Origin of the sequence: uncultured Nonlabens sp. (assembly GCF_947495285.1) — a bacterium.
GTDB lineage: Bacteria > Bacteroidota > Bacteroidia > Flavobacteriales > Flavobacteriaceae > Nonlabens.
Window position 1 is genome coordinate 1 of record NZ_CANLXZ010000029.1, and the last position, 17,573, is coordinate 17,573.

Sequence of the window (17,573 nt, forward strand, 5' to 3'; positions counted from 1 at the left end):
ATCTAATGATAAAGATGGTGAAACATGACAGGATGAATCAATCAGAATTAGTAAGTAATTAAGTGACTACCTCTATATTTTTTATTAGGATTATGAGAAACCTCATCCTTTAGGTCTGGTGAAAAGGTTTTGGTTTTATGTTAGATTTTTAAGAGAGTGGCTTTTACTATTTCATTTTACTTGCCAGAAATATATTTCTTAGGCGTTGTTCCATATTTTTTTTTAAATGCACTTATAAAATGACTACCAGTAGAGTACCCTACTTTTAAACCTACCTCGTTAACATTATGCTGGCCGCTATCGAGTAACTGACGAGAGTAATCCATTTTATGACTTAGTGCAAAACCAAAAACAGTGTCTCCATATACTTCTTTAAAGCCTTCTTTTAATTTCTTAAGTGATAACCCTATCTCTATAGAGAGCTCTTGTAAAGAAGGTAAATCTGTCATACGTTCTATTACGATTTCTTTAGCTCGTTTTATTTTGCGCATGTTTTCTTCGTCAGCTAGAAATGGGCAAGCCTCTAGATTAGCTTCTTCTTCTGTATTGAAATATAAGGATAATAGCTCGTAGGACTTACCTTTAAAATAAAGTTGTTTTATGGTGTCGTTGAGGTTGTAGTTCATTAACTGGTGTAATGCAACGGCCATAGAAGGAGATATTTTTCCATCTACATAATATTTTTTATCCTTATTATCGGCACTTAAAAAACTAACATGTCGTGCGTCTGGAGAAAAAAGAGAGTGAAATTTCTTAATAGAAACCAGTACAGATATAAACCATGTGTTAGGCGCTATACTTAAGTCCATAGGTAAGTCGCGTGACGGATTATATAGCAAGTAGGAATTCTGTTCTTTTAAATCTAGTTTGTAACTACCTTCATTAAAAGCGAGTTGCACGCTTCCTTTAAGACAGTAGTGAAACTGTAAAAAGCTACTATCTACATGATGTGAAAAAGTTGTTTTTTCTGCACTATCATTTTTTAAACGTATGACGTGAAATCCGTCTTCTATGATAGTTACCTCTCCAGCACCTTTAGCGATGTTTTCCATTTTCATTGTTATTTAAAACGACTCTAAATAAGTGTTATTCCGCTTTCGCGAAAGCGAGATAAGCACCATCAATAGTCTATTATACAGTTCTATAAAGCAAAGATAACTCATAGCGACGAAAAAGGATCGTTAAGCGTTATTTTTAAAGCCTGTGCTCTGTTAATTTTGTGGACTACTACAGAAAGTAATATATGGCCGCGGCAGCAGCATCACATTTCACATTTTATGCAATAGGAATTAGTTACCGCAAGGCAGACGCTGTCACGCGTGGCTCTTTTTCCTTGAGTGCACAGGCTATTGATAACCTGCTAGTACAGGCTAAGGAAGAAGGTATTCCTTCTCTAGCCGTTATTTCTACATGTAACCGTACAGAGCTATATGGATTTGCGCATAATTCTTTTCAACTAATTAAATTGTTGTGTGAGCATTCTCATGGAACGGTAGAAGAGTTGGAAAAAATAGCTTATGTCTATCAAAATGAAGCCGCAAACGACCACCTTTTTACGGTAGGAACAGGTCTGGATAGTCAGATTTTGGGTGATTTTGAGATTATAGGTCAGCTTAAAATGTCTTTTAAGAAATCAAAATCCTATCAAATGGTCAATCCTTATATGGAGCGATTAATTAATGCTGTTATACAGGCTAGCAAACGCATTAAAACAGAAACTGATTTGAGTAGTGGTGCAACTTCCGTTAGTTTTGCTAGTGTGCTTTATATTTTAGAGAATTTTGAAAAAGGGTCTAATCAAAATATAACTCTATTCGGTACTGGGAAAATAGGACGCAATACTTGTGAAAATCTTATTAAACATACAGATAACAAGGAGATTACACTTATTAATAGAACAAAGGATAAAGCAGAGCGTATTGCCGGTAAATTTGACCTAGTCGTAAAAGATTATGCGCAATTAGAAGAGCAAATTGCTCAAACAGATATCCTTATAGTAGCAACTGGAGCGCAAAATCCTACGGTTTCTAAAGATTTGATATTCACTAATAAGCCTTTGCTTATTTTAGATCTTTCTATACCTAAGAATGTAAACGAGAACGTTAGGGAACTAGATAATGTAAAACTAGTACACCTAGATGAGCTTTCTAAAATTACTAATCGCACCCTTCAAAATCGCGAGAACTTTATACCGCAAGCGCATCAAATTATCAAAGATATACATAGTGAGTTTAAATTATGGCAAGAGTCACGTCGTTTTGCACCTACTATGAATGCCTTAAAAACAAAGCTTTCTACTCTTAAAGAAGCAGAAATTAAAAGCAATAGGACTAAGATTATTGATTTTAATCAAGAACAAGCAGATCTTATTGCCGATAAAATTATACAAAAAATAGCAGGTCATTTTGCAAATCATTTGCGCAATGAACAAGAAAGTACAGAAGAGGCTATCGAGTTATTAAATAAAGTTTTTAAGCTAGGGCAATTAAATTCCTAACAGCTGTCGGTTTTGGCTGTAATATTCTCTTTGATATTTAAGAGATTAATGATGCAAATTTCATCAGTCTCGGTTTTGTAAATATATCTTTTACCTACTTCTTATCGCTACTGCCATACATATCGAGTAATATAGTCTCATAAATAATGAGTTTTTGATTCTAGCTAACTGTTTATTTAATGTGTTACTCGTCATCACTTTATTCTTTAACAGATCAGGCAGTTTTCAACTTAAACAGATGAAATAATGCTTATTCTTCTTTTTTATATAGAAATAGGGTTAGAGCGTTTAATCTTACTGTTTATGCTGTTTGTAACTAATATAAGTAGTGTAATTATACTTCTTTTTCTTACTGATTTTTTTTTCTAGTAGGAGTTTCTGTAGGTCACGTCAGGTGGTTATAGTAAATCTATGTGACGTGATTATTTACCACCTACGCACACTGCTCATATAGACTTTATGTTTGGTACACATGTAATAGTTTTAGCTCATTCCTTACTTATTGCAGTTATATTTGTGCTTTTAGAAACATGGTTAGAAAACCTAGTTGAAAAATTAAAAATGAGAACCACATTTTTTAAATAGATTTAAAAGTATGTCTAGTATAATAAGAATAGGAACCAGAGATAGTGAACTTGCTATGTGGCAAGCAAAAACGGTACAAGCACAGTTAGAAGCATTGGGTCATAAAACGATCTTGCATCCCGTAAAATCCCAAGGAGACCTTAATTTAACAGAACCTTTATATGAGATGGGTATCACTGGTATTTTCACTAAAACACTAGATGTGGCGCTAGTAAAAGGAGAAATAGATATTGCTGTCCACAGTCTTAAAGATGTACCTACTCAGTTACCTAAAGGAATGGTCCAGGCAGCGGTAATGGAAAGAGCATCTTCTAAGGACATACTGGTTTATAAAAGTAATTTTAATCCAGACGAAGAAACTACGATAGCAACTGGTAGTTTACGTCGTAAATCGCAGTGGCTGGACTTATACAGCCATCATCATGTTGTAGATCTACGTGGTAATGTAAACACACGATTATCTAAGTTGCATACTAATAAAGAGTGGAGTGCTGCCATATTTGCCAAAGCAGGTCTAGATCGCATAGGTCTCCTCGCAAAATTAAAAGCAAATTATGGTTTTGAATTTACCGATCTCGATAGTTTTATCCCAGCACCAGCACAAGGTGCTATGATGATTACAGCCATGGATAGCAATAAAGAAGTTTTAACTGCTGTTGCGGCGCTTAACCACCAACAGACTGCAGTATGCGTAGATATGGAACGAGCATTCTTGCGTGATCTAGAAGGTGGTTGTACTGCTCCTATAGGTGCAATAGCTGTGGTAAAAGAAGATCAGTTAACTTTTAAAGGCACATTGATGAGTCTCGATGGCAAGCAGCGTATCGATGTAAACGGCTCTATGCCTTGGTTTGATAATGTAGATAAAGATGCATGTATCGCTTTCGCGAAAGCACAATCACAAAAAGTTCTTTTTCAAGGAGGAAAAGAATTAATGGCAGAAATTAAAACAGAGTTGAAATAATTACAAAATGTCTTTAAGAAGTATTTATTACCTTTAATTTCTAAAATAAAACGATAATAAATGGCTATTCAAGCACCTTTTAATCTTAATAAGTGGATAGAAGATAATAGAGATCTTTTAAAGCCACCAGTAGGTAATAAGAATCTGTATAAAGATGCGGGAGATTATATAGTAATGGTAGTGGCAGGTCCTAATGCTCGTAAAGATTATCATTATAATGAAACTGAAGAGCTTTTTTACCAACTAGAAGGTCATATTGAGGTTCATATTCAGGAAAATGGTAAAAAGCGTACTATGAAATTAGGTCCTGGAGATATGTATTTACATCCGGCCAAAGTGCCTCATTCTCCTGTGCGACATGAAAATTCTATAGGGCTAGTGATAGAACGCAAGCGTCTAGAAGCTGGTGCGATAGATGGTTTATTATGGTATTGCGATAATTGCAATCATAAATTGCATGAGACATTTTTTAGGCTAGAAGATATTGAGAAAGATTTTCAGCCTCGATTTATAGAGTTTTATGCAAGTGAAAAATTGCGTACCTGCAATAATTGTAACACGACTATGCCTACAGATGTTAGATTCGTGGAGTAAGTCAACTTAGTTTTTACATGTAAAAAAACCTAACTCAAATAAGTTTATGATTTCTTACGAAATGTAAATCTGAGTTCGACTTAAAAAGCTTGTTGAAACTATTTATGTTATTTATGCGATTTATTGGTCTATAAGTAGGACACTTTCATTTTAAGTAGGTATCTACATCGCTAGATTAGACATAAATAGATAGCTATTACTTTCTAGTAGGCTTTTATGCATAATAAAACTCGCATTTAGATGACTTGTGGATGGTTCTACAAGTAATATATTTAAGTTTTGTAAATGAGGTTTTTACCTATTCTTTCAGTAGTTTATAATTGGTTTTTTATAATAGGCTCAAGAGGGTAATTGCCTATTTAAGAAAGTAAAATTCCCTCTTGATTCATTACAGGCAAAGCTGTAAATCTCTCCTCATCTATGGAATGTGGTGCTGCAGTGAATACGTGATCATATAAGGTAGTACCTATGAAATAAGTAAGTATAAAATCGTTCTCAAATGGAAATATGTCTTCCATGATCAGTTCTACCTTTAAAGCTGATTGTGCAGCGGCTAATTTAAAGGCATGTCTAAATATAGAAGTCTTGCGACCGTCCTCATGTTTACCACGACTCATGATCATAATAGATTCAATGGGTTCCAGACCGTCATTAATTAAATAAACGATCCAGTCTTGTGCCGTTTTTTCTTTATTGTCTTCTTTTACGATAGCGATATAAACGTCCTTTACCTCTGGTATAACGATGTCTTTTTTCATGAATTTTTATATTGATTTGTATCTATAAAAGATAGTGCAACTATATTATTAAATGGCTTTCAATTTAGATTCTAGAACATTGATAAGGTCTAGCGTGGTGGTGATTTCATTCATTTCACCAGGGCTCATTAAAATTTCAAAACCAGAGACTGTCGCATATGTGCTTAATAGAATACAAGGGTATTCATACTTAGGCAGCCACTTTGAGGCGTATTCCTTCTCAAACTCATCTATGTGTAAAAACTTTAATTCTATCGATGGATAGGTTTTAGTCACGCTTTCGCAAAAGCGAGCCCATTCTACTTTTTCTTTAAAAATTCCATAAGTAAGGTCGCACAGTCTGCACTCATAAGTTTTAGGACTTATGATCTTATGCGCGCTATCTAGCCATGCATTAAGTTTACCAGAGTTTGAGTTGTAAACAAAAACGAGTTCTGATTTCACAAAGCTGCCTTTTATAAGGTGTTAGAAAACTGCTTTAAAAAACGTACGTCATTCTCAAAGAACATACGTATGTCGCCTATTTGATACAATAACATCGCGATACGTTCTACACCCATACCAAAAGCAAAACCACTGTACTCATCAGGATTGATACCGCAGTTAGACAGTACAGCAGGGTCTACCATACCGCAACCTCCTATTTCTAGCCAGCCAGTACCTTTAGTTATTTTATAATCGGTTTCTGTTTCTAGACCCCAGTAGATATCAATCTCGGCACTAGGTTCTGTAAAAGGGAAATATGATGGACGCAAGCGTATTTTAGACTTACCGAACATTTCTTGAGTGAAATATAGTAAAGTCTGCTTCATGTCTGCAAAGCTCACATCTTTATCTATATAAAGCCCTTCTACCTGATGGAATATACAATGTGCACGAGCGCTTATCGCTTCATTACGGAAAACACGACCTGGAGAAATAGTTCTTATAGGCGGTTTGTTATCCTCCATATAACGCACTTGTACGCTAGAGGTGTGTGTTCTTAATAGCACATCTGGATCTGTCTGTATAAAAAAAGTGTCTTGCATATCACGTGCTGGGTGATGTGCAGGTAGGTTTAATGCTGTAAAATTGTGCCAGTCATCTTCTATTTCAGGGCCTTCACTTACATTAAAACCTATGCGAGAGAATACCTCAATGATTTGGTTTTTTACTAGAGATATAGGGTGTCTTGCGCCTATTTCCATAGGAAATGCAGTACGTGTAAGGTCGCCGTAAATACCGGCTTCTTCTTGTTTAGATTCTATAGTTTTTTTTAAAGATTCAACCTTTTCTTTGGCTTTTTCTTTAAGTTCATTAATCGCCTGACCGAATGCTTTTTTCTGCTCATTAGGAACCTCCTTAAACTTTGCAAACAGGTCTTTAAGTAACCCTTTAGAACCTAGGTATTCAATTCTAAAAGCCTCGATAGACTCCTTAGAATCTGCTTTAAAGGCTTGTACTTTTTCAATATGTTCTTTTACTTTATCCAGCATGATCTCACGTTATAAGCCGGCAAATTTAATCATTTTTAAGGTGCTTTCTAGTCATATATCGTTCAGAATTCTCGCTGTCTGTTATAAATGTATCTCAGTAATAAAATCTAAAGGGATCGCCTAAGGGCACTACAACTAGCGACGGCCCATAGGTAGAATCTTTGTTTTAATAGTTTATTCATAGTTTTCAAAAAAACTGCGCCATAAAGAAAAGTAGGGCAAATATGATAAGATAAAATACTTAACTATTTCATGGAAATTATAAAATAAGATTACTGACTGTATGAAGCGTTTCACATAGAACTGCTTTACTGTGGTTTCTTTAAATAAGAAAGGTTTCATTTGCTTTTTATAGGTAGAGTCAGAGTACATATATGCTGTTTTTTAAGGTGAATAAAAGGTTTCTAGCGGCTGTTCATGATTAAATGGATGTGAAATGTTACGCTTTCGCGAAAGCGGAATCGTTAAAAATTAATGAGTTAGCTACGTTGACCTCAATTTCTTAATAACTAGTTACCCCAAGTGCTTGATCGTTTTGTTTTAATTTTTATGTTTGTCACATGCAAATCGCTACTTACATATCAGATTTATTGTACCGACACGAGTGTGTAGTCGTTCCAGGTTTTGGAGCTTTTATCTCGCGTCGCGTTCCTGCGCAACATTTTGCTAGCAGTCATACTATATACCCACCTAAGAAAGGTTTGAGCTTTAATGCGCAAATCCAACAAAATGATGGATTACTTGCTAACTATATAGCAAGCGTGTCAAATGTGACTTATGATGAGTCTATTCAAGAGATACGTAATTATGTGCGTTTTCTAGATTTAGAAATGGATAAGAATGGTTCTGTAACCATACATAAAGTAGGTCGTTTTTCTCGTAATGAAGAAAAGGCGCTACAATTTACGCCTATGTATCTGGTTAATTACTTGCCAGAAGCTTTTGGACTTACTTCTCACGAGACATTTGCGATCGATAGGCTGCCAGTTGTTACTGAAGAGCATGTGGTAGAAGAGGTGGCTGTTGTAGAGTTAGAAACGCCTAAAACTAATTCCGGTTCTTGGGTGCGTTATGCCGCTGCGGGAGTTATTCTTTTAGGTCTAGGCCTCGGTTTTAGAGGTTATCAATCTCAAGTTAAGACAGATGCTATTGCCGTAGAGCAGTTAGCTGCAGAAAAAGTAATTTCTAATATTGAAAGCGCTAGCTTTTTAATAAATGAACCTTTGCCTACCATCTCTTTGGAAGTTGTACCGTTAACTAAAAACTTTCATGTTGTTGCGGGCGCTTTCCGTGATCCTGCAAATGCAGATAAGCGTGTTGAGCAATTAAAACGTAAAGGTTTTGATGCAAAACGTATAGGTGTTAACTCTTTTGGTCTTCATAATGTTGCATTTTCCAGTTTTGTAGACCGTGATGACGCAACTAACGAGCTTATTAAATTGAGAGCTCTAGGTTTTGATAAAGCCTGGTTGTTAACCGGTAGTTTGCCTAAGTAAGATTTCAATTACCTTTTTAAAATTGTTTAACAAAGAACCTGAATATAGGAGAGTATCTATTGCGTCCTATTCTTAAACACTTATAGAAGAAAGATTGTTAAGCATGGTAGTCAGTAATTAAAACAAGAAGATGCCGGCCGGTTTCTAGTTTATTCTACTAGTAAAAAAAGTGTGAGCCTATTAAAAAGGACTAATAAATAAGGTCTTAATAACAAATTTATAATCACAGCGGTAGAATTGTTTATTTTTACGTAATCAAATCAACTTATCATGACATTACTTATTATCTATGCCGTTGTTTCTATTTTCTTTTCCTTTCTGTGTTCTATTTTAGAAGCAGTTTTATTAAGTGTCACTGGCACCTATGTTAAAGTAAAGGAACAAGAAGGTGCTTCTTATGTTTCTTCTTTAAAGACCTTAAAAGAAGATGTAGATAAACCCTTAATCGCTATCCTTACTTTAAACACACTAGCGCATACGGTAGGTGCTATTCTAGTCGGTGTGCAAGCTGAGGCATTAGTGGGAGAAGGTTATCGTGCTGATGTTTTTGGGATACCTCTAGTAGGTGTGGTGTCTGCTATTATGACGGTATTAATTTTAGTAGTTTCTGAGATTATTCCTAAGACCATAGGGGCAACCTACTGGAAAGGTCTTGCTGGTTTTACGACTCGCGCTCTTAATATCATGATATTTCCATTAAAATGGACCGGAATTTTATGGGTGTTGCAATTAACAACAAAAGCTATCGGTAAAAGTGCTCACATGAATTCAATGACTCGTGAGGACTTCGTCGCGATTACTGAAACAGCAGAGCAAGAAGGAGTTTTTGAACCTACAGAAGGTCAGTATATTAAAAGTTTAATGAATTTTAATAGTATTATGGTGCAGGATATCATGACGCCCAGATCTGTGATGTTTATGGCGCCACAAACGATGCTTATTAGAGAATTCTTTGATCAAAATAAAGATTTGAGATTTTCTCGTATTCCTATATTCGGTGCAAATAGGGATGATATCAAAGGGTATGTTCTTAAGGATCATATACTATCTGATATTATTAATGATAAACCTGCAAACACACTTGAAGATTTAAGAAGGGAAATAACGATGGTGCCAGCTAGTTTACCTATTCCGCAGTTATTTGAAACCATGATCGCTACTAAGGAGCATATAGCACTTGCGGTAGATGATTTTGGTAGTATACAAGGTGTGGCTACTATGGAAGATGTAATAGAGAGTATGTTAGGTCTTGAGATTATGGACGAGAGTGATAAAGTAGAAGACATGCAACAACTTGCACGCAAGAATTGGGAAAAGCGTAATAAGTAATTCTAGCAGTTGCATTTAACTCTTGAAAAATGATCTTTTATTACCTAACTGTTGCTGTACGAGTATTTTGCTGTTATCATGCTTATAAGAATAGAAGTGAAGTATACTGGTAAGCGATCCTATTTCTTCTTCTGGTTATAGGGTGTCTTATTTATTTAGTGCTTAATGTGCTTAAAAATAATGACGCTCAAGTAATTACAGAGGAGATTACTACGGTCATTAATTCCATTAAAAAGATTAACGACCTTATTAATAAAGTGAAGTTTTCTGACACCTTTGCAAATCGTCTGGCACTAGCTGATGATTATTTTAAGAAACAAGAATATCAATAAGCATTAGATAAGTATGAAACCGTTTTGGGCGGTGCTCATAAAAATAATGCTTATGCACAAGGGTGACTAGTGACAACTCATTATCATCTTAAAAACTATGAAAAGGTTATCGAGGTTGCTAGATCTTTAAAAGCCAATTCAGAGTTAACAGCGTCCAAGATTCATTTTTTTTCTAGGAATGTCTTATAAAGAATTAGGTAAATTAAACGATGCCGAAAAGCAATTGATATCTCCCGATGTAAGATATTCTCATTATCCAGAACGACTAGTCCTAGCTCAATTTTTAATAGATCGCAAGAAGCCAGAGGCAGCAAAGGATCTTATAGAAGAGCTTCTTAATGAGTACAGTCCTATGAGTAAGTCTAATGTAAAATTGCATAGAAATACTTTTGCCTAGGAAAAAAGACTTCATAGCGGTCTGCTTTAAACTTATATGTAAAGATTATTTCTTAAATGTTCTTCATTTTCCACAGCTACTAGAGTAGATTCTTTAAGAATATAGCAAATGTCTGACATCTCCAGTACGTTATCATAGTAATGATCACTCATTAAAATACCTCTTCTAGGTTTTACTGTTTTTATAATTTCTTTCACACGTTCTATTTGAAGTGGAGCGAGCATAGAAAAAGGTTCGTCTAGTAGAATAAATGGTCTGTAGGTGTGTATGACTAGCATGAATTCAAGAAATCTTCTCTCTCCTAGTGAGAGCGAATTTACTTTTACATGATGTATCTTATGAATCATAGGTTCATATAAGATCTTATCTTGATCTTCAGGATCTGGATACCACATCTGGACTGCGTCTACTACAGTGCCTGAGCTTATCATAAAAGGTTCTTGAGGCAAATATGCAACGAGTTGATGTTTTAAATGATCGTGTAACTGGATCGCTTTTCGGTCGTAATGCGCTACAGCGTTTACTTTTAATTTTCCGAAAATGATATTCATTAAGGTAGATTTTCCACAGCCATTTCTACCTAACAGGCCTACTACTTGACCTTTTTCTAATACTAAATCTATATGGGATAGCATGGCCATGGCATTATTTTGCCAAAAAACTTTTTTAGAGTTGTTTATTTGTACGCGTAGTTTAGGCATATAGCAACTCTATTAGAACGATTAATAATGCAGCGATTATAGCAATTACTAAATGTGCTACGTAGGCAAAAGTGTACCGTTGAAAGTTAGAGATACCTAGGTTTTGAAAAACGTACTCTTCACGTTTATGAATAATACGTTGCCCTATAATACCGACTATAAATCCAGCAGTAAGAAAAATGATTATGGTAGTGTAGTAGTCTGTAATAGATGTAGCAAGTGCTAGACTTAAAAGTGAAAAACAACTATTGTAGAGCATTATACGCCAGGTGAACCAGAGATTAATTTTATGGTACCACATGCGGGAATTAAATACTTTTAGGTAAGTTTTAAAACTTTCATTTTTAAAACTTTAATTAATAATCTATTACTTTGAAACAGAATTAGTTTTTAAAAGATTCTAAAATTTCCTGATACGTTTTAGTATTTTCAGGATGAGATTCTAGATATTCATAAACCTGTGCTATTACATTTTTTGAAGCGCCTAATTCCTGAAAAAGGTTAATGTCTTGATTCCAGTTTTTAAGATTTCCTTTGCGTGTGGCAAGAGTTTCAGATAATGAAGTAATTTTCTTTACTTGTGTAAATCCATTAGTAGCTTTAATTTTTTCTATCTGAGTAAATAAATCTTCAAAAGTCAGTTGTTCTATTTGCTTCTCTTTGGTCATCTTGCGCAACATGGCAGACATGGACTCCATGCGGCCAAAGAATCTCACATCAAAATCATCTAAACCACACTCCTTTAAACGGCTTATTTCTTTTCTAAGACTAGATTCGTCTTGAAAGCTTCCATTGATTAAAAAGTCTAATTTGCTACTTAATAATACTTTACAATTATCAGTTAATGGTAGTTCTACTGTCGTCTCTTTTTCTTGAGCATTGCTCAAAAAGGTGAGGAAAATAAATAGAAAAATAAAAGGCAGTCTGGTCTTCATAATGTAGTTAACGATGCTTTTGCAAAGTTCGCATATCTTAAGACAAAGAAAGTGCCAAAACTTTTATTTTCTGCAAAATTTAATTTTTACCATGGAATAGACTTATAGATTTATCTTGTTCTTTTAAATACGGTATTTACAGTTTTTTTTTGTTGCGTCACCTTATTGTTTAAAAGTAGGCAAGCCGTTATGCTCGCTTTAATCTCTTTACTGGCCGTAATAATTTGTAGAATTTATGGCCTTTCTGTAAATCTGTGGAGCATTGAAACTGGAGACCGTACTTTCTTTATAGTTGTCCCTGTATTATCAGTGGCACTTTGTTTATTTGCTCGTAGCATTAAAAGTAAAGATTGGCTCAAATAAATGATTAACCAGCTGGATTAAGAGAGGTTTTACATAAAAATCTCCCGTGCTGCTCTAAAAGTATTGGCATGTGCCTCGATAATGGTTTTTATTTCTGGAGAATAACCGCCGCCCATACTGCATTGTACTGGTGTGAAAGAATCTTTTTTTGATCTCGCTTTCGCGAAAGCGGACAACGCAAATTCATCTCTTCTTTTACAACCTTCTAGACTCATACTTAATCTCCCTAGTTTATCACTCTCTAGGACATCTACACCACATAGGTAAAATATGAAATCTGGTTTTTCTTGATGGATGAGATCTGGTAATATGTTTTTAAGTTCGTTGAGATAATAGTCGTCACCTGACCCATCTGGTACAGCTATGTCTATATCTGATTGTTCTTTTTTAAATGGATAATTTCCTGCACCGTGCATGGAAAATGTGAATACACTGTCGTCATTTTGAAATATTTGAGCTGTGCCATTTCCTTGGTGTACATCTAGATCTACGATTAGAATTTTATCGGCAAGATGGTGGTGTTGCAAATATCTTGCAGCGATAGCCTGATCATTTAATAAACAGAATGCTTCTCCATGATCAGTATAAGCATGGTGTGTACCGCCTGCTATATTCATAGCAATGCGATGATCATATGCCTTGAGACAGCCATCTATGGTGCCTTGGGCAATTCTCAACTCGCGCTCTACTAGTAGTGCGCTGAATGGAAAACCTGTTTTTCTAATCGCTTTCTTATCTAAAGTAAGTTCTTTTAAATCCTTAAGATACTGATCGGTATGTACTCTTAAGACATCTATGTCAGGACATAGTTTACTAGGTTCAAAAAAGTCCGATGCTATGGCTGTTCCTTCATGTAATAATTGTTGAGTTAATAGTTCATATTTAATCATGGGAAAGCGATGTCTATCTGGTAACTCATGCTGGTAGATAGAATGATAAGCTATAGGAAACAATGAATTCTTGTTTTAAGTTATTTTATGGTGCTTTCAAAAATAAGTCTTAGTAAGGTGAATAGAATTACATCTATTTGAAATTTAAAACACTTTTATTTTATAGAGCTTTTTCTGTCTATTATCTTTGCAATAAATAGTGTTTTATCAAATCATTTTTTGCAATTTTAATGTTAACGGCATTTGCTATGCGACCAGCATATCAGGCGAGTTATTATCTCTATTTTCAAATGAATATAGATGTGATAGTGGCAAAGTATTGTGTAAATAAAGAAAGGCCGCAATTAAAATGCAATGGTAAGTGCCACCTGAATAAGCAAATCACTCTAGTTACTCAGGAAGACACTGGTTTAAATTCTAAGACTGCACAGCTGGCAAATGCTTTTTATCCTCTTTATTTTCAGGTAATGGATAATGATTATTTGACACTGCTATGGAGTGATAATATTCATAATAACTTCAGTTATCATAATTCTTACAGGTACTCTATTTCTTGGAGTTGCAATCCGCCTCCTAGGTTGCTTTCTTAACTACTTCAGTTTTAATTATTCTATGCCATCGATTTGATGGGATATTCTTTTAATTACTTATGCCTCCAAAAAAAAAATAGGCGTGAGTAGAAATATAGTACTATGAAAAAAATTCAATTTATAGCTGCACTGCTTGCTGGTATGTCAGCTTTTGCGCAAAGCAATAACAACACTACATCTACAGAGCACACTTATAAGGGTAACCGTCCAGATGCTCATGCGCCTATTAATGTCATGGGTGACCATACACATGCTAAGGGAGAATTTATGATCTCTTATAGATTTGCCACAACTACCATGAAGGACTTAAAAAGAGGTAGTGAAGATGTTTCTTTTGAGAGCGTTTTACTACCTAACGGTGGTGATTATATGGTTACTCCTACAGAAATGACTATGAATATGCACATGTTAGGAGCTATGTATGCACCTACAGATAAGTTAACGCTTATGGCAATGACTATGTATATGGGTATGAGCATGGAGCACTTAACTGCTATGGGTGGTACTTTTACTACAGAGTCTAGTGGATTAGGAGATACATCGCTATCTGCACTTTATCAGTTTTTTAAGAAGCCTACTTATAGACTTCATGCACAGTTAGGAGTTTCCATTCCTACAGGTTCTATCGATAATGAAGATGTGATTCCTGCGAGTATGGGTAACGATGTGGTTTTACCTTATCCTATGCAGGTAGGTAGTGGTACTTATAGCGGTATTCTTGCTGTTACTTATTTAGGACAAAGCAAGAATTTTTCTTGGGGTTCTCAAATGAGAGGTGAAAAAAGATTCAGCGATAACGATAATGGTTACACGCTGGGAGATCGTTTAAACTGGAACAACTGGGCTGCTTACAAGGCGACAGACTGGTTAAGCGTGTCAACTCGTATAGAAGCAGTTAAGGTAGAAAATATCGATGGTGCAAATCCGGATTTAAATCCGTTAATGGTCATTACTGCAGACACTCGCAATTCTGGTGGTAGCTGGTTAAATGGTGGACTAGGTGTTAATCTTTATGCGCCTTCTGGATCATTAAAAGGTTTTAGACTAGGCTTAGAATATAGCTTGCCTATTGTACAAGAATTTAATGGCGTACAGCTTAAGAATCAAGACGTGTTTACTGCAGGATTGCAATATGCATTTTAATTTATTCCATTAACTTTGAAAGAAAAACTATGAAAAATTTAATTTACATTTTACTTCTGGCGGTGTTAACTATTACTTCATGTAAGAACGAGCCTAGTAAAGAAGAGATAGCGTTACAAAAGCAAATAGAAGCCTACGACCTTCTTATGACTGAGGCGATGGAGGTTCATGACCAGATCATGCCTAAAATGGGAGAGCTTATGGAGCTCAAAGGAGAACTAGTTGCTAGTAAAGAAGAAGCTGAGTTAAGTGATGATCAATTAATGAAATTAGATGCAACGGCAGCAAACTTAAAAGTATCTCACGACGGTATGATGGACTGGATGGTAGACTATTCTGAGAAATTTCCTTATGGTGAACCATCTCCAGAAACTAAAGCAGATCTTGATAAAAAAATGCCAGTTTTAGAACAAGAAGTGGTAGAGATTAAAGAATTAAGAGATCACACGATGACGGCCATTGCAAATGCTAAAGAAATTTTAGCTAACTAATTAGAATTTTATCTATCTTAAAAGTCGCGTTATCAGATGGTAATGCGACTTTTTTCATTTCATAAGCTCTTATTAAATAGTATGCTCGCTTTAAGGGAAAAAAGTATCTTTGTTACAGTCTAAAAATCTTTATGTTAGAATTAGAAAATCACGAATACGAAAAAGCAATCCTCGTAGGTGTTGTTACTCAACAACAAAATGAAGATAAGCTTAATGAATACATGGATGAGTTAGAGTTTCTAGCTTACACTGCTGGTGCAACCGTTAGTAAACGTTTTCATCAAAAAATGCAAAAACCCAATCCTAAGACTTTTGTAGGAAAGGGTAAGATGGAAGAAATCGCAGCCTATGTGCAATCACATAATATAGGTACCATTATTTTTGATGATGAGCTTTCTCCATCTCAGCAAAAGAATATTGAAAAAATTCTCGAGGCAAAAATTATTGATAGAACCTATTTGATTCTAGACATATTTGCACAACGAGCACAAACTAGTTATGCACGTACTCAGGTAGAACTGGCGCAGTATGAATACCTCTTACCTCGATTAGTAGGATTATGGACACACCTTGAAAGACAAAAAGGTGGTATAGGAATGCGTGGTCCTGGAGAAACTGAAATAGAAACCGATAGACGTATTGTACGCGATCGCATCACGTTACTTAAGAAAAAACTCCTGACCATAGATAAGCAAATGTCCACACAACGTGGTAATCGTGGTGCATTAGTTCGTGTAGCGTTAGTCGGTTACACAAATGTTGGGAAAAGCACGTTGATGAATACCGTTGCAAAAAGTGAGGTCTTTGCAGAAAATAAACTCTTTGCAACATTAGATACTACGGTACGCAAAGTAGTGCTGCGCAACATGCCTTTTTTATTGACAGATACGGTAGGGTTTATAAGAAAGTTGCCTACACAGCTGGTAGAGTCTTTTAAATCTACGTTAGATGAAGTCCGAGAATCTGATTTACTGCTTCATGTAGTAGATATATCTCATGAATCTTTTGAAGATCATATTGCTTCTGTAAATAGAATTTTGGGAGAAATAGATGCGACCGATAAGCCTATGATTATGGTTTTTAATAAAATTGATGCTTATAAGGCTCAAGATTATGACGAAACTGATTTAATGGAAGAGCGTACTTCTGCTCATTACTCACTAGAAGAATGGCGTGAAACATGGATGGCAAAAATGGGTGAAAACGTGATCTTTATTTCGGCTACCGAAAAAGAAAATATGAACGATTTCCGTAAAAAAGTATATGATCGTGTTCGTGAGATTCACGTAAAGCGTTTTCCTTATAACGCATTTTTATATCCTGAATATGTAGAGGAGGAAGAGTAATAGAAAATATTATTTATGATTAAAAAGGGTGGAGTTAGTTCCACCCTTTTTATATTTAAGTATGAAAAGTTGCCTTATGAAAAAAGTCATTTTTGCACTAGTACTACTAGTAACTTTAAGCTCTTGCCAGCAAAAACAAACAGCACAAACGTTTATTGGAGAAGAACTGAAAACTATGGAAGATAGAAAAGCATTTCTTCAAGAGGTGTTTGAATCTGACCAGGCGGTTAGAGAAGGTCTATCTGAAACTGAATTAAGTGAAAAAGCCTACTATCATAGAATGAATGAAGCAGATGCTGTTAACTTATCTAAAATCAAATGGTATCTAGATAACTATGAGTACCCAAGTAAAAACGTGTTCAATGAATCTCAATCTAGGGTTCCTGCCTTAGTAGTTCATCATTCTTCTGAGCCTAATATTAGAAGAAAAATGTATCCTAAATTTAAGACTGCTTATGATGAAAAATATCTGGATCCAGATTTTTTTGCTCTTTATCTAGGGAGACTTTTTGAAATCGAAAACGATACATATTTTAGAATGCAAAGTCCTTATAGGTTGGAAGATCAAATATCGACTCTTATCGATACTTTACAATTAAATAAATAAACTGTAAGCCTCTGGAGAATAGTGCAGTATTCACTATACCATTTTAGATAGTAGCAATTGATAAAATCACCGTCGTTTTC

20 protein-coding genes are annotated in these 17,573 nt (G+C 35.1%); 12 read left to right on the plus strand and 8 right to left on the minus strand.

Features of this window, described 5'->3' with window-relative positions; all coding sequences use genetic code 11:
* Window positions 1-176: 176 nt before the first annotated feature.
* The gene (locus tag Q0838_RS11510) at window positions 177-1,052 is read right to left on the minus strand and encodes an AraC family transcriptional regulator (RefSeq protein ID WP_298955075.1); all 876 of its coding nucleotides are present in this window, start codon (window positions 1,050-1,052) and stop codon (window positions 177-179) included.
* 191 nt (window positions 1,053-1,243) lie between these two features.
* Here Q0838_RS11510 and hemA point away from each other — a divergent pair, with 191 nt between their 5' ends.
* The 3 genes from hemA (at window position 1,244) to Q0838_RS11525 (ending at window position 4,640) form a co-directional block, all read left to right on the plus strand.
* Window positions 1,244-2,497, plus strand: a complete 1,254-nt coding sequence (gene hemA / locus Q0838_RS11515) for a glutamyl-tRNA reductase (RefSeq protein WP_298955077.1) — start codon at window positions 1,244-1,246, stop codon at window positions 2,495-2,497.
* Between the two features lie 595 nt (window positions 2,498-3,092).
* Window positions 3,093-4,046, plus strand: a complete 954-nt coding sequence (gene hemC, locus Q0838_RS11520; RefSeq protein WP_298955080.1) for a hydroxymethylbilane synthase — start codon at window positions 3,093-3,095, stop codon at window positions 4,044-4,046.
* 60 nt (window positions 4,047-4,106) lie between these two features.
* Entirely contained in the window at window positions 4,107-4,640 is a 534-nt protein-coding gene (locus Q0838_RS11525; protein WP_298955086.1) for a 3-hydroxyanthranilate 3,4-dioxygenase, read from the plus strand.
* 359 nt (window positions 4,641-4,999) lie between these two features.
* On the opposite strand, the gene Q0838_RS11530 is transcribed toward Q0838_RS11525, so the two are convergent.
* Genes Q0838_RS11530 through pheS form a run of 3 tightly spaced genes read right to left on the minus strand, consistent with a single transcriptional unit; the run spans window position 5,000 to window position 6,873 of the window.
* Window positions 5,000-5,398 (minus strand): hypothetical protein, encoded by a 399-nt coding sequence (locus tag Q0838_RS11530; RefSeq protein ID WP_298955089.1) that lies wholly within the window; start codon window positions 5,396-5,398, stop codon window positions 5,000-5,002.
* A gap of 48 nt (window positions 5,399-5,446) precedes the next feature.
* Window positions 5,447-5,842, minus strand: coding sequence for a GTPase (locus Q0838_RS11535; protein WP_298955092.1), 396 nt, complete (start codon window positions 5,840-5,842; stop codon window positions 5,447-5,449).
* An 11-nt stretch (window positions 5,843-5,853) separates the two neighbouring features.
* Window positions 5,854-6,873: a phenylalanine--tRNA ligase subunit alpha gene (gene pheS, locus Q0838_RS11540; protein ID WP_298955095.1), complete on the minus strand. Its 1,020-nt coding sequence runs from the start codon at window positions 6,871-6,873 to the stop codon at window positions 5,854-5,856.
* 560 nt (window positions 6,874-7,433) lie between these two features.
* On the opposite strand from pheS, the gene Q0838_RS11545 reads away from it, so the two are divergent.
* From Q0838_RS11545 to Q0838_RS11560, 4 genes are all read left to right on the plus strand, one after another.
* Complete coding sequence (locus tag Q0838_RS11545; protein ID WP_298955099.1) at window positions 7,434-8,369, plus strand: SPOR domain-containing protein; 936 nt, start codon at window positions 7,434-7,436, stop codon at window positions 8,367-8,369.
* A gap of 270 nt (window positions 8,370-8,639) precedes the next feature.
* Window positions 8,640-9,698, plus strand: coding sequence for a CNNM domain-containing protein (locus Q0838_RS11550; RefSeq protein WP_298955101.1), 1,059 nt, complete (start codon window positions 8,640-8,642; stop codon window positions 9,696-9,698).
* 167 nt (window positions 9,699-9,865) lie between these two features.
* Complete coding sequence (locus Q0838_RS11555; RefSeq protein WP_298955102.1) at window positions 9,866-10,030, plus strand: hypothetical protein; 165 nt, start codon at window positions 9,866-9,868, stop codon at window positions 10,028-10,030.
* A 178-nt stretch (window positions 10,031-10,208) separates the two neighbouring features.
* Window positions 10,209-10,427 (plus strand): hypothetical protein, encoded by a 219-nt coding sequence (locus Q0838_RS11560; protein WP_298955104.1) that lies wholly within the window; start codon window positions 10,209-10,211, stop codon window positions 10,425-10,427.
* Window positions 10,428-10,459: 32 nt separating this feature from the next.
* On the opposite strand, the gene Q0838_RS11565 is transcribed toward Q0838_RS11560, so the two are convergent.
* The 4 genes from Q0838_RS11565 to Q0838_RS11580 all read right to left on the minus strand — a co-directional run bounded on the left by Q0838_RS11565 (window position 10,460) and on the right by Q0838_RS11580 (window position 13,379).
* Complete coding sequence (locus Q0838_RS11565) at window positions 10,460-11,128, minus strand: ATP-binding cassette domain-containing protein (RefSeq protein WP_298955107.1); 669 nt, start codon at window positions 11,126-11,128, stop codon at window positions 10,460-10,462.
* A complete protein-coding gene (locus Q0838_RS11570; protein ID WP_298955110.1) occupies window positions 11,121-11,429 on the minus strand; it encodes a hypothetical protein in 309 nt (102 codons plus the stop codon). Before Q0838_RS11570 ends, Q0838_RS11565 begins: the two co-directional genes overlap by 8 nt.
* 82 nt (window positions 11,430-11,511) lie before the next feature.
* Window positions 11,512-12,063 carry a hypothetical protein gene (locus Q0838_RS11575; protein ID WP_298955112.1) on the minus strand — a complete coding sequence of 184 codons (552 nt, stop codon included), beginning with the start codon at window positions 12,061-12,063 and terminating at the stop codon, window positions 11,512-11,514.
* Between the two features lie 392 nt (window positions 12,064-12,455).
* Window positions 12,456-13,379, minus strand: a complete 924-nt coding sequence (locus Q0838_RS11580) for a histone deacetylase (protein ID WP_298955115.1) — start codon at window positions 13,377-13,379, stop codon at window positions 12,456-12,458.
* Between the two features lie 167 nt (window positions 13,380-13,546).
* Between Q0838_RS11580 and Q0838_RS11585 the strand changes: the two genes are divergently transcribed.
* From Q0838_RS11585 to Q0838_RS11605, 5 genes are all read left to right on the plus strand, one after another.
* Complete coding sequence (locus tag Q0838_RS11585; protein WP_298955118.1) at window positions 13,547-13,906, plus strand: hypothetical protein; 360 nt, start codon at window positions 13,547-13,549, stop codon at window positions 13,904-13,906.
* A gap of 102 nt (window positions 13,907-14,008) precedes the next feature.
* A complete protein-coding gene (locus tag Q0838_RS11590; RefSeq protein ID WP_298955121.1) occupies window positions 14,009-15,049 on the plus strand; it encodes a transporter in 1,041 nt (346 codons plus the stop codon).
* A 29-nt stretch (window positions 15,050-15,078) separates the two neighbouring features.
* On the plus strand, window positions 15,079-15,540 hold the full coding sequence (locus tag Q0838_RS11595; RefSeq protein WP_298955124.1) for a hypothetical protein: 462 nt from the start codon (window positions 15,079-15,081) through the stop codon (window positions 15,538-15,540).
* Between the two features lie 131 nt (window positions 15,541-15,671).
* Complete coding sequence (gene hflX / locus Q0838_RS11600) at window positions 15,672-16,886, plus strand: GTPase HflX (protein ID WP_298955127.1); 1,215 nt, start codon at window positions 15,672-15,674, stop codon at window positions 16,884-16,886.
* A gap of 76 nt (window positions 16,887-16,962) precedes the next feature.
* Window positions 16,963-17,493, plus strand: a complete 531-nt coding sequence (locus tag Q0838_RS11605; RefSeq protein ID WP_298955130.1) for a membrane lipoprotein lipid attachment site-containing protein — start codon at window positions 16,963-16,965, stop codon at window positions 17,491-17,493.
* Window positions 17,494-17,573 lie beyond the last annotated feature (80 nt).